Here is a 24,067-nt window from a genome sequence, read left to right on the forward strand (position 1 = left end):
TAACGAAAAGTTTACGTATCGACTACTCAATTCATCTCAAAGTTCATCGGTGAATAACCCTAATCGTGACTTAAAAGGCTCTCAACATCCCTTTCTTGCTGTATAAGAATAATTAAAGTCTTTCCGAATCATCACATAAGTCTATTCATAATTATGCTTGCAGCTATGGCTGCATTTAGAGATTCGATTTCTCCTTCCATAGGGATTTTGATAAAGTCATCAGTTATTTCTCTTAATTTTTGACTTAGGCCATTGGCCTCATTTCCTATGGCAAGGATGATTTTAGAATCTTTCTTAAAATCTCTTATATCTAGCCCATCCATATCTGCTGATAGGACCCTATAGCTAGGTTTTAGTTTGTTTATATCATCATGAGTCATATCTAGGATATTTAGCCTAAAGACGGATCCCATTGATGCCCTGAGTGTTTTTTCATTGTAGATATCAACTGTTCCCGGCATTAAAATCACGTCTCTAAAACCAAAAGCTTCGGCCGAGCGGATCATTGTGCCAAGATTACCTGGATCATTTATTCCATCTAAGAGCAAAATCTTAGATGAAGAAATTTCCCTAGGTTCTTTCTTTTTTATGACAGCGCCTATTCCATCAGGGTTTGCCATTGATGATAATTTATTAAAAAGGGTTTCGCTAAAGACTAAAGTTTTATACTCAGTCTTATAAGAAAGGCCTTCTTGTAAAAAAATAAAATCTACCTTAGCAGATGAAGCTATGGCCTCATCTACTAATTTCCTAGATTCTATAATAAATGAATTTTCTTTATCTCGATACTTTTTCATTTTAAGCTTATTTATAAACTTAAAATTTTGATTTGATACCGATTCTATTAGCATTAAGCGTTTTTCTTAGCTGCTTCTACTAATTTAGCAAATTCTTCTGGGTTGTTTATTGCAAGTTCAGCTAACATCTTTCTATTTATGTCGATGTTTGCTTTCTTTAGGCCGCCCATAAGTTTTGAGTAGCTTGTGCCATTGATTCTTGCTGCAGCATTGATTCTTGCAATCCAAAGTTTTCTGAAGTCTCTTTTTCTGTGTTTTCTACCAATGTAAGCATATGATAGAGATTTCATTACAGCTTGGTTAGCTGTTCTGAATAGAAGGCTTTTGGAACCGTAATAACCCTTTGCTTGTTTTAATACTTTTTTATGTCTTTTCTTTGCATTTACTGCTCTTTTAATTCTTGCCATCTATATCCTCCTATGCACCAATTAACTTTTTAACGTTTTTGTATACAGTTTGTGAAACTTCTGCAGGTTTTCTTAGTCTTCTTTTTCTGTTTGGTGATTTCTTAGCTGTTAAGTGTCCCTTATAAGCTTTTCTTCTCATGATTTTGCCAGAGCCTGTTACTTTAAATCTCTTAGCAGCTGCTCTTTTAGTTTTAATCTTATTTTTTGCCATCTTATTCTCCTTTTTCATCATTTGGTTCTAGAAACATAACAAGAGATCTGCCTTCCATCTTAGGCTTTTTGTCAATCTTGCCACAGTTATCTAGCATACCGTTGAACTTATCCATTAATTCATAGCCAGGTTCTTTTCTACCAAGTTCCCTACCACGGAATCTTATAGATACTTTGACTTTATCCCCGTTGTTTAAGAATTTTTTAGTTTGATTTGCCTTAGTTTGCAAGTCATTGTCTTCGATATTTAAAGAAAATCTTGTCTCTTTAAGTTGAGCATTCTTTTGTTTTTTCTTATTCTCTTTTTCTTTTTTCTCTTGATCATATTTAAACTTGCCATAGTCCATAATCCTTGTTACAGGTGGCTTTGCCTGTGGACTCATAAGTACAAGGTCAAGACCCTTTTCGTCAGCCATATCTTGGGCTTCTCTTAGGGAAGTGATACCAACTTGGTTACCTTGATCATCGATTAGTCTTACTTGACTAGCTCTAATTTCATCATTGATTCTTAAATCTTTTATAGTTATACCTCCAATGTATTGTATAAAAAAAGCGGGCACAAAGTACCCGCAAATAATCTATCAAAAATAAATCTTATTAACCTAAAAGCCTATGCCGTTAGGTGAGTTTGGGTACTTCTTTGTTGTTTACATGTATCATAATACTAGCTAAAATAGTAATTGTCAAATAAATAGGGATTTTTTTGATATTTTTTTGAATTTTCAAACTGGTTTTTAGTCTAGGATAAAAAATCCTATACCAATTAGACCTGGGCCAGTATTTGCACCCAAGGTTGGGGAAATCTGTTCTTCCTTATAGACCTTAGCATTTTCTATAATATCTTTAAGTCTTTCTTTCATCTTTTGGTGGCCATCTGGATAATCGCCTTCAGATATAAAGAAGTAATAATCTTTTACACCTTCAAGATTTTTTCTAATTATCTTTTCTAATTGGCTAAGGGTTTTCTTTTCGCCCCTAACAATTTTTTCTATAGCAAAGCCGCCTTCTGGTGGATCTGTCTTAATAATAGGTTTTACTGAAAGGGCATCACCAATTTTACCAAAAGTTTTTGGCACCCTTCCGCCTTCTACTATATATTTAAAAGTATCTATAGTAAAAAAGACCTTGGAATCATAAATCTTTTCTTCTAATTTTTTTGTTATTTCTGCAAAACTTCTGCCTTCGTCAATTAGTTTTTTTGCATAAGTTGCATAGTAGCCCTGGGCAAGTGTTAGGTTACCGGTATTAAATGCGTAAATCTCAAGGCCAGGAACTTCCGCTAACTTGCAGGCATTATAAGTTCCTGAAAACTTATTTCCTATATTAATACAAATTACCTTTTCAAATCCATCTTCTTTTATTTTTTCCAAAAGCTCATTTATATCTCCTGGTGAAGGCATGGATGTCTTTGGCAATTTATTATTGGTTTTTATCCAAGAATAAAAATCTTCAGGGCTGATTTCTAGCCTATCTTTTAGGAACTTACCATCTAAATTTACATATAATGGTAAGTAATAGAACCCTTCTTCCCTTATGTAATCAAGACTTAAATCACTTCCTGAATCTACTAATATAGCTATCTTTTCCATTATATCTCCTTGCGGTTATCTATTACTAATTGGGTGTATAATTTTGTAAAAAGGGAAATAGCCAAGTAGGAAAGAACCTTATCGTGGTGGTCAGTGTAGTCAAAAGAAATATTTACCGCTTTGACCTTTTCACTTGTAAGTATGCCTTTTCTTGCTTGGTTAAATATATTTTCAAAATTTTCGTAAACGTCTTGTAGACCAAAAGTTGACATTTCTATATCTATGCCCTTGGCCAAGTCTTCTATTGAAATCACCTGTTTAAATATTGATATAACAACCAATTGGGCTATGGAAGACCTGTAATACTTTTTCTTTACTGGTTTGTCAATATATCCTAATTTGACATAATTATTTACCATAGAAGAACTGATCAAATTTTTTTCAACTACATGGAGAGGACTTAAAATTTCATTTAAGTACCTCAAAAGTCCTTCCTTATAAATACCATCATTAGGTAGACTATCCCAACTTGGCAGGTTAATATTTTCTAATTCATTAATTTTTTCAATCATATTCTCTCCACATTATACCCCATCTAGTTCATATTACTAGATTACAGGTCACAATCTATATCTATTTCTACCCTCTCATTGGCCTTTGTAATCGCCCTTATATCTGTAAAATTAGATTTATAAAACTCCTTAAATTCAAGGCTTACTTCTTCCCTATCACCTATTTTTGTTGGAAATAGGATTTGACTGTCAGCGTCATCTATCATCTTATCCAAGTAGGCAAGGGATTTTTTATTTAGATTTGTAATTGGCAAAAATATTATATCTGGATTTTCAAATCTAAGTTCATCCAAGAGGTCTAAGTACCTATCATTATCAACATTTTCAAGCTCCATCGACCCTCCGTAAAAAATTATCAAATCATCTAATTCTATTAAAAAGCAAAGTTTTATCCCATCTAGGGAAAATGCCCTAACAAATATTTCATCTCCATTAAAATGTAGACTTAATTTGTCATCTTCTCCCAAAAGATAGACATTATCCTTTTTATAGAGTTTTTTAAGGTCTTTCATCCCGAGTTCATCTTTGTTTAAGTAGATAATATTATCCTGGTATTTCAAATCTCTAATATTCTTATTTAGGACATAAGTTAAAGACCTTAGCTTACCAAGGTTGAAAATATCTTCTGTGTAGGCATCTTTTCCCTTATCTGTAGCAAAAAATATAATATTTCTTGACTCGGGTATATCAAGCAAACCCTCAGCATAGTCAAAAACTAAAAAATAATCCCCGTAAGCTAGGCTATAGCAGGAATCATAAATATAATTCACAAGTACTTTTTCACTCATCGTATCTCCTTAGATTTTTTATACCCAATATTACATTTTTTATTATTGCCGTATAATCTTTTTGAGGTGATTTTATGAAAAAAGAAATTAAAACTAATGCAATGAGATTTCTCGATAATTTAAATATAGAATATGAACACATAGATTACGGTCTTGACCACGAATTTGTTTCTTCTGTAGATTTGGCAGAAGAGGGCCATACAGACATTCACACAATCTTTAAAACCCTTGCTACAGAAAGCAAGGAGGGCGATGTTTATATACTTGTCATAAACGGAGCAGATGAGATAGATTTCAAAAAAGCCGCCAAGGCCATTGGTGTGAAGAGTCTTTCCATGCTTGCCCTAAAGGACCTTAAGAAAACTGTTGGTTATGAAAGAGGAGCTACAACTCCACTCGCTCTTAAAAAAGATTACCCAGTTTTTATTGACCAAAAGGCAAAAGATATGGATTTTATCAAGGTTTCTGCAGGTAAGGTGGGCCATTCCCTAAAAATAAGGCCAGATGATTTGCAAAAAGCTACTAAGGCTAGCTTTGCCGATTTGATAAAATGATTTTAACAAGATTTGAAAATGGCAAAAAAATAACCTACCTGGTCACAGATGGTTATGGTTTTGAAGAAATTTCCCAAAATCAAAGTCAATTTGAGGATTGTTTTTGCCTAGAAATTGAAAATGACCCTGAAAATGAAAAATTAAGACTCCTTGTTATCCTCTCCCCAATTTTTATTGCAGCCTTTGATAACGGAAGTGTAGAACTCGAATTTCTTAAAAAAACCATAGAAAATTCTTCCTATCCTTTTGCCCTATATCCAAATTTTTTTGGGGATTTTGACAAGGACCAATATTTCAAGGCTTATGAGACTAAAGACGAAGGAAAAATTACAGAAGATATAATTTTAAGGGAAGATAAGACCATAGAATTTTATTTCAATTTGCTAAAAGACACCTATCTGAAATCTCTTCTTGCCATGTTTGATGGCCTTATAGAAAATGATGAAAATAGGAAAATCCTTTTGCAATATTTTGACCAAATGAGAGATGATATTGTCATAAATGGTAGAAGGTCAATTTTAGCTAATGGCATCCAGGCTTTTTATCTAAATAAATATGTAGTTGTGTGGATGCTTGACCTTTTTGCCTTTATAAAAGAAAATAAAGCTGACGTTTTGCCCTACCTTAATCCAATCATGGACCTGGTAAATGACCTAAAAACGCCAGCCAATATTAAATAAAATTTAGAAGTGAATCGTAAGATTCTTCTGATAAATATTTTGGGGCCACATCTAAAACGGTGATGGCTCCTTTTTTGCCTTCTTGGCTTAATCTATAAAGAGCCCTAGAATAGGCAATATCTACTGCCGCTTTATAGTCAAGCTCACCACTCGCATCCTTGATTCCTACTATATTTTTTATTAGAGATAATTTTTCTACAGTTTCAATGTCAATAGACACATTGGTCCTTGATGGAACTGTATATAAAATTATTGGTAGGTCCGTACTTTCTGCTATGGTTTTAAAGTGCAGATTCAAACCTTCCTTAGTGTCGCCTTATTGTAATAAGGAGTCACCACAAGAGGGCCATCTAAGCCCTTTATTTCACTAACTTTTTTAGAAAAATCAGCCGGTGTCCTTGTATTATTTGAACCAGTACCTGCTATTACAGGGATTCTTCCATCAATTTTCTCTACTGTGTATTTTATTAGATCGTATACTTCTTTCCTCTAAGATTTCCCTAATCTTACTTCCAACTAATCCACTTGCACCAACTACCGCTACATTTACCATTTTATTCTCCTTTATATTCACAATCATTTTTTATTAAATCTTCTAAAGATTCTCTTTTTACCGCAAGATAAGCCCCGTCATCTTCAACAAAAACCACAGCCGGTTTTAGGAGTTTATTGTAATTTGAACTCATCGCCAACGAATAAGCTCCGGTGTTATCAACAACAAGTATATCTCCTCTTTTTTGGATAAGGCCTAGCAAATAGAAAAAGTAGGACAAATTGTAAAAAAAAGAAAAACCAGAGCCAGGATTCATATCCCGCTCTGGTTTTTAAAATTCTTAGATTCTCTTATTAGTATTTCTCCAAATACCGATATCTTCTGCTGCCTTGATTAACTCATCCCTATTGTCTGGGTGGGCTAGGCTTACAAGAGCTTCTGCTGCTTGCCAGGTTGTTAGACCTTTGAAGTTTACAATGCCTTGTTCTGTTGCAATGTAATGTGTGTTGCTTCTTACGGCTGTGGCTTGGGTGCCTGGTACGAATGTTGGAACGATGTTTGAAATTCTCTTGCCATCTTTATCAACTCTTGATGAGTTAAGGGCAATTATTGACCTTCCGCCTTTTGACCTATAAGCACCTAATACAAAGTCTAGGGCTCCGCCTGCTCCAGAAATGTGTTTAGTTCCAAAGGATTCAGCAGAAATTTGTCCCCAAAGGTCCACTTGTAAAACTGTATTGATTGAAACAAAGTTATCAAGAGATGCTATTACATCAATATCATTTACATAGTCAACTGGAGCTGCCATTAGCTCTTCGTTATCATCTATATAATCATAAAGTTCTTGGCTACCGGCTGCGAAAGCATATGTTTGACGTCCAACATCTATATTCTTCTTGCGTCCTGTAATCCTGCCTGCTAGGGCCATTTCCCTAAAGGCATCAACATACATTTCTGAGTGAACACCAAGGTCTTTTAGGTCAGATTTTGCAATTTCTGATCCGATAGCGTTAGGTAGTCCGCCTATACCTATTTGGATAGTATCTCCATCACGAAGCATATCTACAACAAAGCTTGCTGCCCTAAGTTCTTCTTCACCAAATGAAGCCTTTGGAAGTGTTAGCATTGGATAATTTGAAGATTGGTAAACATAATCTACATCTTTGATATTTATAAAGTTATCATATCCACCTAGGGCTCTTGGAACATTTTCATTTATTTCAAGTATTACCTTATCAGCTGTTTCAAACGATGCCATAGCGTGACTTACAGATACACCAAAATTGAAGTTTCCGTGCTTATCCATTGGACTAACTTGGAATACTGAAACTGCAGCTTTTGGAGCATTTTCTCTGATATATCTTGGTAGCTCGCTGTATTTGATTGGTATAAAGAAAGCATTATAGTCTTTTGAATTGATTAACTTTCTTTCTATACCTGATGAGTGCCAAGAATGGTAGGTAATATGTTCTCCTGTTGGATCAGCTGTAGCTGTTGGTGAATTGTAAGAAAGGATTCCTCCCCTTACCTTTACGTCTTTTAATTCATTTACTCTTTCAGCTAAGGCCTTATCGAAGTCAATAGGTGTTAGGGCGCACCATCCCATTTCTACCCAGTCGCCGTCCTTAACCATAGCTGCTGCTTCTTTTGCAGTGATTAGTTTTTCTTCATATAATTTTTTAAAATCCATATAAACCCCTTTTATAATATCGTTTTCTTATGATATTAACTATATACCCATAATTGAAAATTATTATCAATCTTTAGTTAAATTTTTAATATTTTATCGAAAATTAACAAAAAAAGGCATGCAGATAAGAACTACCTGCATACCTTAAAATTTATCTTATCTTTCTACTATAACTGCAGTACCCATACCGCCACCTATACAAAGTGTTGCGATACCTTTTTTAGAATCTCTCTTTTGCATTTCATATAGAAGTGTTGTAAGGATTCTTGCTCCTGATGCACCAACTGGGTGACCGATAGCAATAGCTCCACCGTTTACGTTAACTATGTCTGTATTTAGACCTAGTTCTTTGATTACTGATAAAGCTTGGGCTGCGAAAGCTTCGTTAGCTTCGATTAGGTCGATGTCTTCAAGTGTTAGGTTAGCTTTTTCTAGAGCTTTTCTAACTGTTGGGATTGGGCCTGTACCCATGATCTTTGGATCAACACCTTCTGTAGCATAGCTTACGATTGTAGCAAGTGGAGTAACGCCAAGTTCTTTAGCTTTTTCTTCACTCATTACTACTAGACAAGCTGCTCCGTCGTTGATACCTGAAGCGTTAGCTGCTGTAACTGTACCGTCTTTGATGAAAGCTGGTCTTAGGCCAGAAATGCTTTCTGTTGTAACGCCTTCTTTGATATATTCATCAGTGTCAACTACTGTTACTTTGCCTTTTCTACCCTTAACTTCTACTGGCACGATTTCGTCTTTGAATCTGCCTTCAGCTCTAGCTTTTGCTGCTTTTTGTTGGCTTCCTGCAGCAAGTTCGTCTTGTTCTTCTCTAGTTAGACCGAATTTTTCAGCTATATTTTCTGCAGTAACTCCCATATGGTAGTCATTGAATGCGTCCCAAAGTCCGTCTTTGATCATTTCATCGACAACTTTTTTATCACCCATTCTTGCTCCCCATCTTTCGTCTGTTAGAAGGTATGGAGCGTTAGACATTGATTCTGTACCACCAGCTAAAACTACATCACAGTCACCTGCAAGAATCATTTGAGCTGCTAAAGATACAGATCTAAGACCTGAACCACAAACGATGTTTAGGGTCATTGCTGGTTTTTCTATTGGAATACCTGCGTCTAGTGCGATTTGTCTAGCGATATTTTGGCCGTTACCTGCTTGAAGTACACAACCAAGGATTGATTCATCTATATCTTCTGGTTTGATACCAGCTCTTTCGATGGCTGCTTTAGCTGCTACTGCACCTAGTTCTCTTGCTGTAACTGTTTTGAATGCTCCGCCGTAAGCACCAACTGGTGTTCTTGCTGCACTTGCTATAACTACTTTTCTTGTCATAATTTCTCCTTTAATTTCTCTTAAATCTATTTATCTTATTTGCTGTAATCGTAGAAGCCTTTGCCTGTTTTTCTACCAAGGTCTCCAGCTCTTACCATTTGTCTTAATAGTGGGCATGGTCTATATTTGCTATCACCAAATTCATTGTAAAGAACTCCCATAATAGCTAGGCATGTATCAAGACCTATAAGATCTCCTAGAGCAAGAGGTCCCATTGGGTGGTTTGCACCAAGTTGCATACCCTTATCAATATCTTCTACACTTGCAAGACCATCAGCTAATACGCCAACTGCTTCGTTGATCATTGGGATAAGAAGTCTATTTACTACGAATCCTGGACCTTCTTTAACTTCGATAGGTTGTTTGCCAAGATCTTCAGCTAGTTTAAAAATTGCTTGGTTTGTTTCATCAGATGTGTGAAGACCTCTGATAACTTCAACAAGTTTCATAACTGGAACTGGATTGAAGAAGTGCATACCAATTACTTTTTCAGGTCTTTTTGTAACAGCTGCTATGTCTGTAATTGAAAGTGAAGATGTGTTTGAAGCAAGGATTGCGCCTTCTTTAACAACTTCATCTAATTCTTTAAAGATTTCTTTTTTAAGTTTTGGATTTTCTGTTGCAGCTTCAATTACTATGTCACAATCAGCTAAATCTTTAACTTCTGTTGTATAAGAAATGTTTGCTAGAGCTTTTTCTTTAGCTTCTTCAGTCATTCTTTCTTTTGATACCATTTTTGTATAAGATTTTTCTATTCTTGCCTTGCAAGCATCTAGAAATTCATCTTTGATATCTCTTACAACTACTTCATAATTTTTAGCAGCAGTTTCTACAATACCGCCACCCATGATTCCTGATCCGATTACACCTATTTTCATTAAAAATCTCCTTTATTTATTTTTAAATTCAGCTTTACCTTTATTGATAAAAGCGTTCATTCCTGTTTTTTGATCTTCTGTTGAGAAGGTTAGGGCAAATAAGTTTTCTTCAACTTTGATTGCGCTGTCTATATCTACTTGACCACCTACGTTTATAGCTTCTTTTGAAGCCCTAACTGCAACTGGTGCGTTAGAAGCGATTTTTTCTGCAAGTTTTTGTACAGTTTCTTCAAGCTTATCTGCTTCTACTACTTCTTGAACTAGGCCAATTTCGTAAGCCTTGTCAGCCTTGATGTTGTTTGCTGTATAAATTAGATATTTAGCATAACCTGGTCCAACTAATCTTTGAAGTCTTTGTGTACCTGCAAAACCTGGAGTAATACCAAGACCTACTTCTGGTTGACCAAATAAAGCCTTATCGCTTGCAATCCTGAAATCACAGCTCATAGCGATTTCACATCCACCACCAAGAGCAAAGCCGTTAATTTGTGCTATAACTGGAATTGGTAGGCTTTCAAGTTTTCTAAATACGTGAAGACCTTTGTAACCAAATTCCTTAGCTTCGATAGCTGTAAGTGTTGACATTTCTTTAATATCTGCACCTGCAACAAAGCTTCTGCCTTCGCCTGTAAGTATTGCTACCCTAAGATCTTTGTTAGCTCTAACTTCATCTAATAGTGTGTTTAGTTCGTCTAGTACTTCTGAGTTAAGTGCGTTTAAAGCTTCTGGTCTGTTGATAGTTATTTTTGCTATGTGACCATTAACTTCATATTTTACAGTTTTGTAAGTCATCCATCCCCCTTAGAATTAAATCGTTTACAAATTTTTCTTAGTACAAAGCTTCCTTAAACTTTATACCCAATTTCCGTTCTTATACTTATATTATAACAGTTGATATTTTTTTGTCAATCTTTTTTTGTATTTTTTTTAACAAGATTTACAAACGATTTTCCACTAACTAATTATAGATTTTTTTATCTATAAAAGAAAAACCACTATTTGAGAAAATAGTGGTTTAATTTTTATATTAGGCTTTTCTAGCTTTGATTTTTTCTGTTAGGGCTGGAACTATTTCAAATAAGTCTCCAACTATACCATAATCAGCTACATCAAAGATAGGCGCATCTGGATCTTTGTTTATAGCAATAATTGTATCTGACGCATTGATACCAGCTAAGTGTTGGATAGCTCCAGAAATACCTATTGCTATATATACCTTTGGTCCAACAGTTTTACCTGATTGGCCAACTTGGTGAGAGTGTGAAATCCATCCAGCATCTACTGCTGCACGAGATGAACCAACTGTAGCTCCAAGTGCTTCTGCTAGTTCTTCAATAATTTTGAAGTTAGCTGCTTCACCTAGTCCACGTCCACCAGATACGATATATTCAGCTCCAACTAAGTCTACATCATCGCCTTCATCTCTTGGGATAAAGTTAAGAATCTTAGTTCTAATTTCGCCTGTATATTCTATATTATCTTCAATTTCTTCGATATTATCTTTTCTACCTAATGCTTCTTTAGAGAATACGCCTGGACGTACTGTACCCATTTGTGGTCTAGAATCTGGGCAAAGAATTTGTGCCATTAGGTTACCACCAAAGGCAGGTCTTGTCCATTGTACGTTGCCTGTTTCAGCGTCAACGTCAAGTTCTGTACAGTCTGCAGTAAGACCTGTGTGTAGTCTAGAAGATACTCTTGGACCTAAATCTCTACCTTGGTTTGTTGCACCGATTAAGATTGTATTTGGATTATGATTTTCAACTAATTTGCATACAGCGTTTGCGTAAACATCTGTATTGTATTCTTTATATATTTCGCCTTCGCATGTGATTATTGCATCAACGCCGTGGTCTTTTACTTCTTCCTTAGCCTTTGATACTTCCTCACCAATTATAACTGCTACTAATTTTCCACCAAGTGTGTCAGCCATTCTTCTACCTGGATTTAATAATTCAAGTCCTACATTAACAGCTGATCCGTCTTCCTTAGTTTCAACTAATACCCATAGGTTTTTATTTTCTGACATAGTCCCTCCTTAAATAAGCTTCTTATCAGCTAATGCTGCAATTAGCTTATCTGCTGCTTCGTCAGCTTCCATATTTTCAAACATTTCGCCAACTTTTTCAACTGTTGGTGTGTAAGATTTATTTACTCTTGTTGGTGAACCTTTTAGACCGATAGCTGTTTCATCTATAGAATCTTTTAGTTCTTCAAAAGTAATTTGTTCGATGTTAGCTTTTTTAGCTTTTAGTTTGTTCTTGATTTTTGGATATCTTAATTCTTCGTCACCGTATTTTGTAAATGTAACAAGTGCTGGAAGAGTCATTTGGATTTCAAGTGCTCCGCCTTCAACTTCTTTAAGAACTTTTAGTCCTTCTTCATTTACTTCTGCAGTGTAACCATAAGTTACTTGTGGAAGGTCTAAGTGTTCAGCAAGTTCTGGACCTACTTGTGCAGTATCGCCGTCGATTGCTTGTAGTCCACAAAATACCATGTCTGGTTGGCCTTCAGTTTCAGCTACTTTTTTGATAGCTTCAGAAAGTATATAAGATGTAGCTAGTGTATCAGAACCACCGAATTTTCTGTCTGTAACTAGGTAAGCATTGTCAGCACCAACTGCTAGACAGTCTCTAAGCATTTGATCTGCTTGTGGAGGTCCCATTGAGATTACTGTAATCTTAACTTCTGGGTCTTTGTCTTTGATTCTTAGAGCTTGCTCTAGAGCAAAAGCATCGTAAGTATTAAGGATACTTGGAACGCCTTTTCTAATTAGTGTATTTGTAACCGGATCAATTTTAATTTCATTTGTATCCGGAACTTGTTTTGCACATACGAATATGTTCATATATATCTCCCTTCGATTTATCTTATCTTAATAATGCTCCGCCAACTACCATTAACATAACTTCTGAAGTACCTTCATAAATTTCTGTTATCTTGGCGTCTCTCATCATTCTTTCAACTTCGTATTCTTTTGAATAGCCATAGCCACCGAATAGTTGAACTGCTTTTGTTGTAACATCCATAGCTGTTCTTGCAGCTTTTAATTTAGCTTCTGCTGCTGCTACTGAATAGTTTTCGCCAGCATCTTTAAGTGTTGCTGCCTTGTAAACTAGGTGACGAGCTGCTTCTATTTCTATAGCCATTTCAGCTATCTTAAATTGTGTATTTTGGAAATTAGCTATTGGTCTACCAAATTGTTGTCTTTCTTTAACATATTTGATTGCTTTGTTTAATGCGCCTTCTGCAATACCAAGTGCTTGAGCTGCTATACCAATTCTACCACCGTCAAGGGTTTGCATAGCATATTTAAAGCCTTTACCTTCTTCGCCAAGCATATTTTCTGCTGGAATTCTACAATCACGGAAAACTAATTCCATTGTTGAAGAAGCTTTGATACCCATTTTGTCTTCTTTTGAACCAAAGTCAAAACCTGGTGTTCCTTTTTCAACTATGAAAGCTGAAATTCCTTTTGTACCTTGAGATTTATCAGTCATTGCAAATACTACATAAGTATCAGCGTGACCTGCGTTTGTTATAAAGATTTTTGTACCGTTAAGAACGTATTCGTCACCGTCTTTAACAGCTACAGTTTTTTGTCCTGAAGCATCTGTTCCAGCATCTGGTTCTGTTAGAGCGAAAGCACCTAATTTTTCACCTGAAGCAAGTGGAACTAGATATTTTTCTTTTTGTTCCTCACTACCAAATTTGTTGATTGCGTCAGCACATAGAGATGTATGAGCAGAAACAATAACACCTGTTGATGCACAAGCCTTAGATAATTCTTCAACACATAGAACGTATGTAAGTGTATCTAGACCGATTCCGCCGTATTCTTCATCAAATGGGATACCAAAGAAACCAAGCTCTTGCATTTTAGCTACGTTTTCTTCTGGGAATCTGTGTTCTTCGTCGATTTCAATAGCTATAGGTGCTACTTCTTTTTCAGCGAAGTCTCTAAACATTTGTTGCATTTCTAATTGTTCTTCAGTTAATTTATACATTTTCTCTCCTTATAATTTTGACTTTGGATTAAATATCCATACATTATTATCCTACTGTTATTATCTTAACAATCATTTGCGTAATTGTCAAATAAAAATCAAAGTCTTTTTTCACTAGACTTTTTGCTTAATGTTTTAGAAGCTTCGCCCTTTATTTCAAGGAAAAAATCTTGCTGCAAATTAATCTAAGCTTGAATATTATTCAACCAAAAGAAAACTTCTACACACAAGCTTTCATCATAACTATACCTTTTAAGACTCCTAATTCAATCGTTTTCTTATTATTTATCAAAGAGAGAATCATTGCAAATAATTATTATTTTTGCACATTGTTAAATTATTTGTTATAATCATATCACATGAAAATGAAATTGTTATTTTATTAGGAGGTAATATGACAGATTACAACAAAGTTAGTGAAGATATCATTAACAAATTTAGGGAGAGCGTTGAGGGCAAAGTTTATACCGCTGACGATATCAACGAAGACTACTACCACGACGAAATGCCAATCTATGGTTCTTATCAACCAGAAGTACTTATTGCAGCTAAGTCTACACAAGACGTTTCAAATATTATGAAAATTTGTAATGAAAACAAAATTCCTGTTCTAGCACGTGGTGCTGGTTCTGGCCTAGTTGGTTCTGGTGTTGCTATCAATGGTGGAGTTATGATTGATATGCAAGAGATGAACCAAATCCTTGAATACGACCTTGATAACTTAGTTGTTAGGGTTCAACCAGGTGTTTACTTACACGACCTTGCTGAGGATTGTCTAACAAAAGGATATATGTACCCACCTGATCCAGGTGAAAAATTTGCTACCCTAGGCGGCAATGTTTCTACAAATGCTGGTGGTATGAGAGCTGTTAAATACGGTACAACTAGGGACTATGTAAGAGCTATGGAAGTTGTTCTTCCAACTGGCGAAGTTACAAGATTTGGTGCCGTAGTTTCTAAAACATCTACAGGCTATTCACTAAAAGACCTAATGGTAGGTTCTGAAGGAACCCTTGGTATAATCACAGAATTAACCCTAAAAATCGTTCCTCAAGCTAAACACACTATTTCTCTAATCGTTCCATTTGAATCTTTAGATGAATGTATAGCTGCAGTTCCAGTTTTATTCAGAGCCAACCTAAAACCACAAGCTATCGAATTTATGGAAAGAAAAATTATTCTTGCTTCTGAAAAATACATCGGCAGAGAAACCTTCCCTAAAAACATAGAAGGCACAGATGTTAATGCTTACCTTCTAATCACCTTTGATGGCGATAACGAAGAAGAAATTGATGGCCTAATGGAACAAGCAGCTGAATTATTAGTTGAAAGCGGAGCTATAGATGTCCTTGTTGCTGATACTCCAAATGCAATCAAAGATGCTTGGGCAGCAAGATCTTCTTTCCTTGAAGCAATCAATAGCCAATACAAACTAATCGATGAATGTGACGTAGTAGTTCCAATTAACAAAATCGCTCCATTTATCAACTATGTAAATGAAATTGGCGAAGAATATGACTTTGACGTTCAATCATTCGGTCACGCTGGTGACGGCAATCTTCACATTTACACAGTATCAAATGAAGAAGATAAATTAGACGAATTTAATGCACAAGTTCACGACTTCATGGAAAAAATCTACACCAAGGCTTATGAATTTGGCGGACAATTATCTGGTGAACACGGTGTTGGCCACGGTAAATTAAAATACCTAGCAGAATACGAAGGCAAACTCAACACAGACCTAATGAGAGGCATCAAGAAAGTATTCGATCCAAACATGATCCTAAACCCAGGAAAAGTTGTTACAATAGACTAATAAAAAGATTTTTAACCAAAAAATCAATTTATAAGACAAAAAAGAGCTTAGTCTTTTGACTTAAGCTCTTTTTGCTTGCTTATATATTATCAAAATCAACGAGATCTTGGTCACCAGTTTCCATATTTCTTACAGAAACTTTTCTCTCTTCTCTCTCAGCTTGGCCGATGATATAGGCATATTTAACTCCGACCTTATCTGCATAAGAGAATTTCTTCTTCAATTTACCGCCTTCTAAGTAAATATCAGCTCTTTTTCCTTGTTCGTGTAGCTTGTTTAGAATATCTATGGCGTAGAAATTTTCTTCATCAGACATTGGAATTACAAGTATTTCTGTAAGTCTAGCTTCTTTTTCATTCACAAGACCAATTTCCTTTAATTGGTAGAATAAACGGGTCAAACCGATTGACATACCTACACCTGGGAGGGCTTGTTTAGAAAAGTTTGCTGCAAGTGTTTCATAGCGACCACCAGAAGATACAGACCCTATTGATTCATAGCCATTTATAAAGGTTTCATAAACTGTGCCTGTATAATAATCAAGGCCCCTTGTGATGGCTGGATCGATTTTAACATTAGTATCTGGAATACCAAGGTGGATCATGTAGACATAGACGGTTTTTAATTCGTCAAGACCCTCCCTATATAGGTCATTATCCACAAAGTCGGTTAATTTTTCTAAAAGTTCTTCATTTGCCAAATCTGATTCTATAAAGGCTAGAATTTTGTCAGCCCTTTCGTCATCAACTAAGTCTAGAAGCTCATTCCTTGTATTTTCCATACCAATCTTATCTTTTTTATCGATAAGCCTTAGGACGTCAGTTGTATCTGTGATATCCATAGCATTTAAAAAGCCATTTAAAAGCTTTCTGTTATTAATCCTAAAGGTCACATCTGGTGTATCAAGTTTGTTGAAAATCTCATAAATAACCCTTGGTGGGATGGCGTCATTGGCTATGGCAAGGTTGTTGTGTCCGATTATATCTATATCACATTGGTAAAATTCCCTGTAGCGGCCCTTTTGGTTTCTCTCTCCCCTATAAACTTTGGCTATGTGATAGCGTTTGAAAGGGAAATTTAAGTCTGCAAAGTGCTCTGCCACGTACCTTGCAAGAGGGACTGTGAGGTCAAACCTAAGACTCATATCCCTAGTTTCAGAGGCAATTTCATAGATTTGCTTTTCAGTTTCCCCGCCACCCTTGGCAAAAAGTATTTCATTTTTTTCTATAACTGGGGTATCAATTGGCAAAAATTGAAATTTTTTGTAAGTTTCTTCTATAATATTTTTCATCTTATCAAAGGCCAGCTGGTCTTCTGGCAAAAGTTCCATAACGCCGGCAATGGTTGATGGTTTTACAATTTTCATATTTCTCTCCTATATCTCTTTAGCTAGGTATATTATACGATATTTTGCCAAAGAAAAAAGCCCCTATGCTGGGGACTTATATTTCAATGATAGAACCCAGGTCTACAAGTTCTGTATTTGGATATAGAATTTCTATGTTTTTGTGCCTGCAAATTTCTTCTATCTTATAAAAGGCCTTGTGCCTAGAAATATCTCCGCTAAAAATTAGCTGGTTTCCAACCAAACCACAAGTCCCACCTAAAAATCCCTGGTCAAAGCCATCAAGGATTACCTTGTCATTATCAACTAATTCAATATGGGCCTTATTTCTAAGAGCCTTATAGATTCCATAATCGCTAGTTATTAATAAATCTCCAAGGGGAATTATAGAACACCTAGTATAGCCTTGGTTGACTTTGAGATGGGATATTTCATTTTCTTTGAAGAAATTTTCTATATTTTCTTCTGTAAAATTATTATGGATATAAAAGTCCTTAAATTTTACGATATTATAAATAGCATCTTTGGGATAATTTAAACCTACACTTTCTCCCTTAATTAGCTCATAACCCTCTAATTTCTCCTCGTAATAAGAAAAGACAGATTCATCTACTACTATAGTTTTTTCATCGATTTTAAACAAGGACAAGTCCGGATGGTCACCAATCCTTGGATCTAGGTTGGGATTGGCTATTGTTTCTATAAAGGAAAAACACTTTGCACTTAGAAAATTTTTGAAATCCTCGCTTGCCTTGTAGGAAATAACTAACATAAAAATCCTTTCAATAAAAAAATCCCCAGCTGGGGATATTTTGGAGGCGCCACCCAGATTTGAACTGGGGGTAAAGGTGTTGCAGACCTCTGCCTTACCACTTGGCTATGGCGCCATAATAAAAAATGGAGCGGATGACGAGATTCGAACTCGCGACCCTCGCCTTGGCAAGGCGATGCTCTACCACTGAGCCACATCCGCATATAAGTATTATAACATTTTTATTTGTCTTTGTAAAGACTAATCTAGATTTTTTTTGGATTTATGTTAGCTTATGAGTTTTTCTCCCTTAAGCTTACTTTTATATTATATGATAAGTTTTAAGTCTTGTCAAGTTTTATTATTATATTTTCACAAAAAACCTATAGCAATTTCAAAATCTAATAAAAAAGGGCAAAGCCAGACCCTAGTGGATTGGCTTCGCCTTTTTTAATTCGTTTAATTCTTCCCTTATCAAAAATATGGAAATCACCATAGTTAAAAAATCTGATATGATTAAGACATACCAAATTGCTTCCTTGGCCACAAAGTTTGCAACAAAATAAGCAAAAAGCGCCACAAATACATAGCCCCTAAGAAGGGTAATGATAAAGTCAAACCTTGGTTTACCAACAGCTGTGAGGTATCCTCCATTTGTTATATTAAAGCCAAGGAGCAAAAAGCTTATAGCAAAAATCCTAAGTGACTTTGCGGCGAAAACCATAAAGTCTGGACTCACATCAGTCAAAAATACATTTATGAAAAATTCTGGCCACAATTCTATAGCCCCCACCATTATTAGGGAAAGGATAGCAACTGATCTTAGCATATATTTTCTAATAATTGGAATATTATCGTATTCTTGGGCTCCGTAATAAAAACCCAAAAGTGGTTGGCTGGCTTGGTTTATAGCAAGCATGGTATTAACCACAAAGGTCATTACATAGGCAATTACAGAAAAGGCAGCAAGGCCCACTTCCCCATAAAGCTTTCCTATAGCAAGGTTAAAGACCAAAATACAAAATCCTGTCGAAAGCTCTGATAAGGATGCAGGGAAGCCATAGGAAAAAATTTCCTTAAACATAAAGGCCTTGACCCTAAATTTCCTGAATTTCAAATAAGACTTTGGTGATAAAAAGTAAATCAAATAGCCAATAGTTGGAATTGTTTGAGCCAAACCTGTAGCCACAGCCGCTCCCCATAATCCCCAATGAAATTTGAAGATGAAAATATAGTCAAGAACCACATTTGTAAGAGCTGACATCAGCATAAGAACAGTTGTAATCGATGGCCTTCCATCCGCCTTGACCATAATCTCAAAAACATAGGAAGTGAGATAAAAAGGCAAAAAGAAAATCAAAATAGATAGGTATTCCTTAACCATTTCTACCATGTGGCCCTCTGCGCCCAAAAATCTTACAAGAGGATTTATAAAAATAAAACCTACAATAGAAAGACCCAGGGCAAAGATTACTGAAATAGCAACGCCTAAACTAAAAAATTCGTCGGCACCTTCCTTGTTTTGCCTACCTTTTTCGTGGGAAATAAGATTTAAAGAACCGATTGAAATTAAAATTGCAAAGGCAAAAGCCAAGGTCACAAAGGGCATAGAAATATTTACAGCTGCCAAACCCTCGCTACCAACGCCCCTACCAACAAAAATACCATCCACCATGGTATATGTCGAAAAAAGGGTCATGGTCGTGATGGTAGGTATTAAATATTTTAGAAAATTTTTAATTAATGATTTTTTCTCCATTTACACTCCTTAATACCTATAATATAACTCTCGAGCCTTCTTTGGTCAAGATTTTAAAGCAAAATAAAAAATCGACTCGAAAGAGCCGAAATTTTATGAGATTAACTTGTAATATTCCCTGCTACTTAATTTGTAATAAATCAAATACAAAAAAGCAAAAATTACAAAGCCTATTATAAAGGAAGTTATTTTTATGGATTCATTTACGCATCCTAGCATGACAAAGATTTTTGAAATCATCTTAAAGGCAAAGCCTACGTGGATGCCTGCAACTATCAAAGGTAGGAAGAAAAATACCAGAACTTGCTTATCTATAGTTTTTTTGATTTTTTCTTCTCCTATGCCAAGTTTCCTCAAAGATTCATATTTATTTTTATCGGCAAAACCTTCTTGGATTTGCTTGTAATAGATTATTAGGCCAGTTGCCACCATAAAAATTAAGCCAAGAAAGATCCCAACGAAAAATATTGCCCCGTAGAGTTTGTATCCTTCCAAAACAAAACCATCATGAAATCCTATACCAAATTCGTTTTGGACATCCTTAGTTTTTTCCTTGAAAACCTTCATATCCTCATCTGATAAATCAAAATTATAGACATGGACTATTTTATTTTCATCTATGCTTAATTTTTCATCTAAATTTCTGACTACTAGATAATAAAAATCAAACATGTAGGACACTATTGAAGTATTTCCAGAATTTTTATATGGGAAATCTTTAATATCTGACTTTTTCCTTAATTTTTGGCCATTTATATCAAGTTCTGAAAGATCAGCCAATTTAGGGGACTTATAGAGTAAAAACTCCCCATCTTTTAAATTCGAAGCTTCTGCTATTGATTCGTCATTAACTTCCACGAGTATTCCCATTGCCTTATCATCCATTGCATTTGGGTTTTCAAAGGCATAGCGTTCTCTCCTAGCCTTAAAGGTATCTCCATCTTTTTCAAAGACAAGAGGCATATTTTTGTAGTCTTGAATGTTTCTTGCCTCTAAATTATTTTCTTTGATGATTTTTTTAACCTGGTCAATAGAATACTCATCAACACTAGCAAGTCCCACATCTCTTGGATATTGCCTAGATCCCACATCCTCAACACTCCTATAAAGACTTATGGCTGATGATAATAAAATAATAGCAGCTGTGGACATGATTGTAATCGATCCAAGTCCCTTGGCATTTGATCTTAATCTAAAAATCAGGCTTGAAACTGAGATAAATCTTTCAGTCTTGTAATATGATTTGGAAGCCTTCATCAATTTTAATATCACTATTGAAAGTGATGAGAAAAGGAAAAATGTTCCTATCATTACAAGGACAACAGCCAAGAAAAAGTAAGTAAGGGCCCTTAAAGGATTGTTTATAGTTTGGGCTAAGTAATATCCAGACCCAAGCAGAATTAATGATACAAACGCACTTAAAACCATACCCCTTGGCCTTTTAAAGGTTTTTTCTTCCTTAAATAAGTCTAGAATTGATTTTCTTTTTATTTTTATAATTCTGGTTAATAAAATTAGTAGAGAAATTCCTGCAAAAACCAAGAAGCTAATTATATAAGCATCTCTGGCAAAACTTAGGTAAAAATTTCCTTCCATTAGCATGAGCTTTAAAAAAATTGTTTCTAGCAATTTATATATGACTGTAGCAGATATTATACCAAATAAATATCCCAAAGCCGATATAATCAATGATTCTAAGGCCAATATTTTTGAGAGATGTTTTTTATCAAGACCTAAAATCGCATAGAGGGAGATTTCCTTAAGTCTTTTATTTAATAAAAATCCATCTGAATAATATAAAAATATCAGAGAAAAAATCCCCATTACATAAATAGCAATTTTCAATATATAATAGATGCTAGACATGGCGTAAAAATCTTTTAAAGTATCGGCATTCATTAAAAGCAAAATCGAAGTAAATGAAAAAACCATAAATCCGTAAATCAAAATATATGGAAGATAGACTTCCTTATTTTTTCTAATCCCATCTAGGGCAAGGCGCTTAGTGAGTTTCATTCTTTGCCGCCCTTAGAAAGTTTAATGAATCTGAAATTCTCTTATAAAACTGATCTCTGCTGTCATCTGCCTTGTATATTTCATTGAAAATCTTGCCGTCTCTAATAAAAAGGACTCTTTTAGCAAAGGATGCTGCAATATTTGAGTGGGTCACCATGAGAATTGTATTCCCATCTTGGTTTATTCTTTCAAAATAATTTAACAAGTCTTCACTAGATGAGGAATCGAGTTGGCCCGTTGGTTCATCTGCCAATATTATTTTTGGATTTATTATTAAGGCCCTTGCTACAGCCATCCTTTGCTTTTGTCCACCGGATATTTCTGCCGGATACTTATTTAAAAGTTCAGTAATTCCAAGCTTATTGACAATAGGCATAAGCTTATTTTCAAAATCATCTGGATTTTCTTCTCTTAAAACTAGGGGCAAAAGAATATTTTCCCTCACATCAAAATTATCTAAAAGATTAAAATCTTGGAAGATATAGCCAAAATTATCCCTCCTAAAATCTGACTTTTCCTTTTCAGATAAGGACAGGATTTCCTTGTCATCAAGGAAGATTTGCCCGCTAGTTTCCTTATCAATAAGGGAAATGATATTCAAAAGTGTGGTCTTTCCTGAACCAGACTCACCCATGATGGCTAGGAAATCACCGTCCTCGACTTTTAAATTCACATCCTTTAGAGCTGTCACAGCGTTGGCTGTATTTTCCTTATAAATTTTTCTTAAGTTTTTTATTTCTAACATATTTTCACCTCTCATAATATAATTATAAAGGCTTAACAAAAATAAGTCCCTTTGCCCGGCTTACAAAGAGACCCCTTTTCTTACAATTTTGTAAGTTTTGGAAAATTTATCATGATTTTTGTAAATTTCCCCTCTTCTGATTCGATTTTTATATCTAAGTTTAGGTCATTGCCAATGGATTTTACAAGATAAAGGCCTAGGCCAGTTGATGACCCAAGTTTCCTGCCATTTTCACCTGTATAACCCATTTCAAAAACCCTAGGCAAGTCTGCCCCTTTAATTCCAAGCCCATTATCCTCTATAATAAGGAATTTTTTCTCAAAATATACTTTTACTATGCCAGCTTCTGGTGTATATTTCAAAGCGTTATTTAAAATCTGACCTATAATAAATCCTAGCCATTTTTCATCACTTACAGTCATAAATCCAAGGTCGCCCACATCTAAGCTAATTTTTTTGGAAATAAAATCGTAAGACTTTTCTCTGATTATTTCCTTAACCACAGATTCAATTCTTACTTCCTTAAAGACATAGTCGTTGGTTTTTGAATTGTACCTTACAAAGCCAAGGAGAATATTTAAATAATCTTCGATCCTCTTATTATTTTTTATAAGTAATTCAAGGTCTGGCTGATTATCAGCTAAGATGAGCTTGTTTTCAGCAATAGGCGTTTTTATTTCATGAATCCATAGCCCGTAAAAATCCCTAAGGTCGCCTTCAATTTCATTGTAGGCAAGTAATAGGTCCTTGTACTTTTTATCGAGACTTTCTAATTCATCTAGGATAATTTTTTCCCTCTGGCTTGGATTTTTTGAAATTTCTGTAAAAGTTTGTACCTCTTGATTAAAATACTTATAGAGAAAATAGGCTAAAAAAATAAAAAAGCTTATCAAAAACCCATAAATTATTGGAAATTTTTCTAGGTTGAAACTTATGAAAACCAACAAATAAGTAAGGCTAATAATAAAAAAGAAAATAAAAGATACCTTATTTTCCTTCAAAAAATTTTTAAGCTTCAACATAATAACCGTATCCCTGCTTAGTTTTTATAAAATCATCCACCCCAAGACCAGCCAAAGACTTTCTTAGTCTAGAAATATTGACTGTTAGGGTATTATCGTCGATGTAAATATCTGTCGACCACAAACTTGTCATTAGCTTATCTCTAGAGACAACATTTCCCTTATTTACCATAAGGGTTTCCAATATTTTAAATTCATTTTTGGAAAGCTCAAGACTTTTTTCACCAAAACTAATTGACATTGACCTTAAATCAAGAATTAGGCCTCTAATTTCAAGCCTCGATAGATTATCCTTATAATCGTAAGCCCTCCTTAAAAGTGCCTTGATTTTGGCAAGCAAAAGATCCATTTCAAAAGGTTTACTCACGAAATCATCTGCTCCCATTTCCATAGCCATGATTTTATTCATAGTATCTTCTTTAGATGATAAAAATATTATTGGAACATTTGAGATATCGCGAATCTTCCTAGTCCAAAAATACCCATCATAAAAAGGTAGGCCAATATCCATGACAACAAGGTCAGGTTTTTCTGATTTAAAAACATCAAAAACCTTCTCAAAATCACACACAAGGGCGACTTCAAAACCCCACTTCTCAAGCTCATTTTTTAATTTTTCTGAAATTATCTGGCTATCATCAACCACAAATATCTTAAACATAAAATC

27 protein-coding genes and 2 tRNA genes are annotated in these 24,067 nt (G+C 35.0%); 3 read left to right on the plus strand and 26 right to left on the minus strand.

Annotation, left to right across the window (positions count from 1 at the left end; all coding sequences use genetic code 11):
• Nucleotides 1-131 precede the first annotated feature (131 nt).
• From J2Z38_RS04350 to J2Z38_RS04380, 7 genes are all read right to left on the minus strand, one after another.
• Entirely contained in the window at nt 132-797 is a 666-nt protein-coding gene (locus J2Z38_RS04350; protein WP_225304615.1) for a TrmH family RNA methyltransferase, read from the minus strand.
• Nucleotides 798-850: 53 nt separating this feature from the next.
• Nucleotides 851-1,204: a 50S ribosomal protein L20 gene (rplT, locus tag J2Z38_RS04355; RefSeq protein WP_209772871.1), complete on the minus strand. Its 354-nt coding sequence runs from the start codon at nt 1,202-1,204 to the stop codon at nt 851-853.
• 10 nt (nt 1,205-1,214) lie between these two features.
• A complete protein-coding gene (rpmI, locus tag J2Z38_RS04360; RefSeq protein WP_037328888.1) occupies nt 1,215-1,415 on the minus strand; it encodes a 50S ribosomal protein L35 in 201 nt (66 codons plus the stop codon).
• 1 nt (nt 1,416) lies between these two features.
• Entirely contained in the window at nt 1,417-1,974 is a 558-nt protein-coding gene (gene infC, locus J2Z38_RS04365) for a translation initiation factor IF-3 (RefSeq protein WP_209772873.1), read from the minus strand.
• 174 nt (nt 1,975-2,148) lie between these two features.
• Nucleotides 2,149-3,003 carry a DegV family protein gene (locus J2Z38_RS04370; RefSeq protein WP_209772876.1) on the minus strand — a complete coding sequence of 285 codons (855 nt, stop codon included), beginning with the start codon at nt 3,001-3,003 and terminating at the stop codon, nt 2,149-2,151.
• Nucleotides 3,003-3,515: a DUF1836 domain-containing protein gene (locus tag J2Z38_RS04375; RefSeq protein WP_209772878.1), complete on the minus strand. Its 513-nt coding sequence runs from the start codon at nt 3,513-3,515 to the stop codon at nt 3,003-3,005. The genes J2Z38_RS04370 and J2Z38_RS04375 overlap by 1 nt, the downstream gene beginning before the upstream one ends.
• A 41-nt stretch (nt 3,516-3,556) precedes the next feature.
• On the minus strand, nt 3,557-4,303 hold the full coding sequence (locus J2Z38_RS04380; protein ID WP_209772880.1) for a hypothetical protein: 747 nt from the start codon (nt 4,301-4,303) through the stop codon (nt 3,557-3,559).
• 74 nt (nt 4,304-4,377) lie between these two features.
• Between J2Z38_RS04380 and J2Z38_RS04385 the strand changes: the two genes are divergently transcribed.
• Both J2Z38_RS04385 and J2Z38_RS04390 read left to right on the plus strand, forming a co-directional pair.
• A complete protein-coding gene (locus J2Z38_RS04385; RefSeq protein ID WP_209772882.1) occupies nt 4,378-4,857 on the plus strand; it encodes an aminoacyl-tRNA deacylase in 480 nt (159 codons plus the stop codon).
• Nucleotides 4,854-5,537: a hypothetical protein gene (locus tag J2Z38_RS04390; protein ID WP_225304616.1), complete on the plus strand. Its 684-nt coding sequence runs from the start codon at nt 4,854-4,856 to the stop codon at nt 5,535-5,537. Before J2Z38_RS04385 ends, J2Z38_RS04390 begins: the two co-directional genes overlap by 4 nt.
• Here J2Z38_RS04390 and J2Z38_RS04395 read toward each other — a convergent pair.
• From J2Z38_RS04395 to J2Z38_RS04435, 10 genes are all read right to left on the minus strand, one after another.
• Nucleotides 5,530-5,835, minus strand: a complete 306-nt coding sequence (locus tag J2Z38_RS04395; RefSeq protein WP_209772884.1) for a dihydrodipicolinate synthase family protein — start codon at nt 5,833-5,835, stop codon at nt 5,530-5,532. The genes J2Z38_RS04390 and J2Z38_RS04395 overlap by 8 nt on opposite strands.
• On the minus strand, nt 5,832-6,005 hold the full coding sequence (locus J2Z38_RS10755) for a dihydrodipicolinate synthase family protein (RefSeq protein WP_209773162.1): 174 nt from the start codon (nt 6,003-6,005) through the stop codon (nt 5,832-5,834). The genes J2Z38_RS04395 and J2Z38_RS10755 overlap by 4 nt, the downstream gene beginning before the upstream one ends.
• Nucleotides 6,006-6,091: 86 nt before the next feature.
• Entirely contained in the window at nt 6,092-6,223 is a 132-nt protein-coding gene (locus J2Z38_RS10635) for a hypothetical protein (RefSeq protein WP_263641970.1), read from the minus strand.
• Between the two features lie 147 nt (nt 6,224-6,370).
• Nucleotides 6,371-7,720, minus strand: a complete 1,350-nt coding sequence (locus J2Z38_RS04405; RefSeq protein WP_209772886.1) for an acetyl-CoA hydrolase/transferase C-terminal domain-containing protein — start codon at nt 7,718-7,720, stop codon at nt 6,371-6,373.
• 156 nt (nt 7,721-7,876) lie between these two features.
• Nucleotides 7,877-9,058 carry an acetyl-CoA C-acetyltransferase gene (locus J2Z38_RS04410; protein ID WP_209772889.1) on the minus strand — a complete coding sequence of 394 codons (1,182 nt, stop codon included), beginning with the start codon at nt 9,056-9,058 and terminating at the stop codon, nt 7,877-7,879.
• A gap of 35 nt (nt 9,059-9,093) precedes the next feature.
• Entirely contained in the window at nt 9,094-9,936 is an 843-nt protein-coding gene (locus J2Z38_RS04415; protein ID WP_209772892.1) for a 3-hydroxybutyryl-CoA dehydrogenase, read from the minus strand.
• Nucleotides 9,937-9,948: 12 nt separating this feature from the next.
• Entirely contained in the window at nt 9,949-10,728 is a 780-nt protein-coding gene (locus J2Z38_RS04420; RefSeq protein ID WP_209772894.1) for an enoyl-CoA hydratase-related protein, read from the minus strand.
• A gap of 235 nt (nt 10,729-10,963) precedes the next feature.
• Nucleotides 10,964-11,965, minus strand: a complete 1,002-nt coding sequence (locus tag J2Z38_RS04425) for an electron transfer flavoprotein subunit alpha/FixB family protein (RefSeq protein ID WP_209772896.1) — start codon at nt 11,963-11,965, stop codon at nt 10,964-10,966.
• 9 nt (nt 11,966-11,974) lie between these two features.
• Nucleotides 11,975-12,784, minus strand: a complete 810-nt coding sequence (locus tag J2Z38_RS04430; protein ID WP_209772898.1) for an electron transfer flavoprotein subunit beta/FixA family protein — start codon at nt 12,782-12,784, stop codon at nt 11,975-11,977.
• Between the two features lie 22 nt (nt 12,785-12,806).
• Nucleotides 12,807-13,943 (minus strand): acyl-CoA dehydrogenase, encoded by a 1,137-nt coding sequence (locus J2Z38_RS04435; RefSeq protein WP_209772900.1) that lies wholly within the window; start codon nt 13,941-13,943, stop codon nt 12,807-12,809.
• Between the two features lie 394 nt (nt 13,944-14,337).
• Between J2Z38_RS04435 and J2Z38_RS04440 the strand changes: the two genes are divergently transcribed.
• Nucleotides 14,338-15,762 carry an FAD-binding oxidoreductase gene (locus tag J2Z38_RS04440; protein WP_209772901.1) on the plus strand — a complete coding sequence of 475 codons (1,425 nt, stop codon included), beginning with the start codon at nt 14,338-14,340 and terminating at the stop codon, nt 15,760-15,762.
• Between the two features lie 79 nt (nt 15,763-15,841).
• Here the strand turns inward: J2Z38_RS04440 and hisS are convergent, their stop codons facing one another.
• From hisS to J2Z38_RS04485, 9 genes are all read right to left on the minus strand, one after another.
• Nucleotides 15,842-17,128, minus strand: coding sequence for a histidine--tRNA ligase (hisS, locus tag J2Z38_RS04445; protein ID WP_209772903.1), 1,287 nt, complete (start codon nt 17,126-17,128; stop codon nt 15,842-15,844).
• Between the two features lie 76 nt (nt 17,129-17,204).
• Nucleotides 17,205-17,879, minus strand: coding sequence for a DUF6873 family GME fold protein (locus J2Z38_RS04450; protein WP_209772904.1), 675 nt, complete (start codon nt 17,877-17,879; stop codon nt 17,205-17,207).
• Between the two features lie 41 nt (nt 17,880-17,920).
• Nucleotides 17,921-17,994 (minus strand) — tRNA-Cys (locus J2Z38_RS04455).
• Nucleotides 17,995-18,005: 11 nt separating this feature from the next.
• Nucleotides 18,006-18,080: transfer RNA gene (locus J2Z38_RS04460), tRNA-Gly, on the minus strand.
• A gap of 205 nt (nt 18,081-18,285) precedes the next feature.
• The gene (locus J2Z38_RS04465; RefSeq protein WP_209772906.1) at nt 18,286-19,617 is read right to left on the minus strand and encodes an MATE family efflux transporter; all 1,332 of its coding nucleotides are present in this window, start codon (nt 19,615-19,617) and stop codon (nt 18,286-18,288) included.
• A gap of 93 nt (nt 19,618-19,710) precedes the next feature.
• Nucleotides 19,711-21,633: an FtsX-like permease family protein gene (locus J2Z38_RS04470; protein ID WP_209772908.1), complete on the minus strand. Its 1,923-nt coding sequence runs from the start codon at nt 21,631-21,633 to the stop codon at nt 19,711-19,713.
• On the minus strand, nt 21,620-22,378 hold the full coding sequence (locus J2Z38_RS04475; protein WP_318527693.1) for an ABC transporter ATP-binding protein: 759 nt from the start codon (nt 22,376-22,378) through the stop codon (nt 21,620-21,622). The genes J2Z38_RS04470 and J2Z38_RS04475 overlap by 14 nt, the downstream gene beginning before the upstream one ends.
• An 80-nt stretch (nt 22,379-22,458) precedes the next feature.
• Nucleotides 22,459-23,400 carry a sensor histidine kinase gene (locus J2Z38_RS04480; protein ID WP_209772912.1) on the minus strand — a complete coding sequence of 314 codons (942 nt, stop codon included), beginning with the start codon at nt 23,398-23,400 and terminating at the stop codon, nt 22,459-22,461.
• Nucleotides 23,387-24,061: a response regulator transcription factor gene (locus tag J2Z38_RS04485; RefSeq protein WP_209772914.1), complete on the minus strand. Its 675-nt coding sequence runs from the start codon at nt 24,059-24,061 to the stop codon at nt 23,387-23,389. The genes J2Z38_RS04480 and J2Z38_RS04485 overlap by 14 nt, the downstream gene beginning before the upstream one ends.
• Between the last annotated feature and the right edge of the window lie 6 nt (nt 24,062-24,067).

This window comes from Anaerococcus degeneri (assembly GCF_017874475.1).
GTDB lineage: Bacteria > Bacillota > Clostridia > Tissierellales > Peptoniphilaceae > Anaerococcus > Anaerococcus degeneri.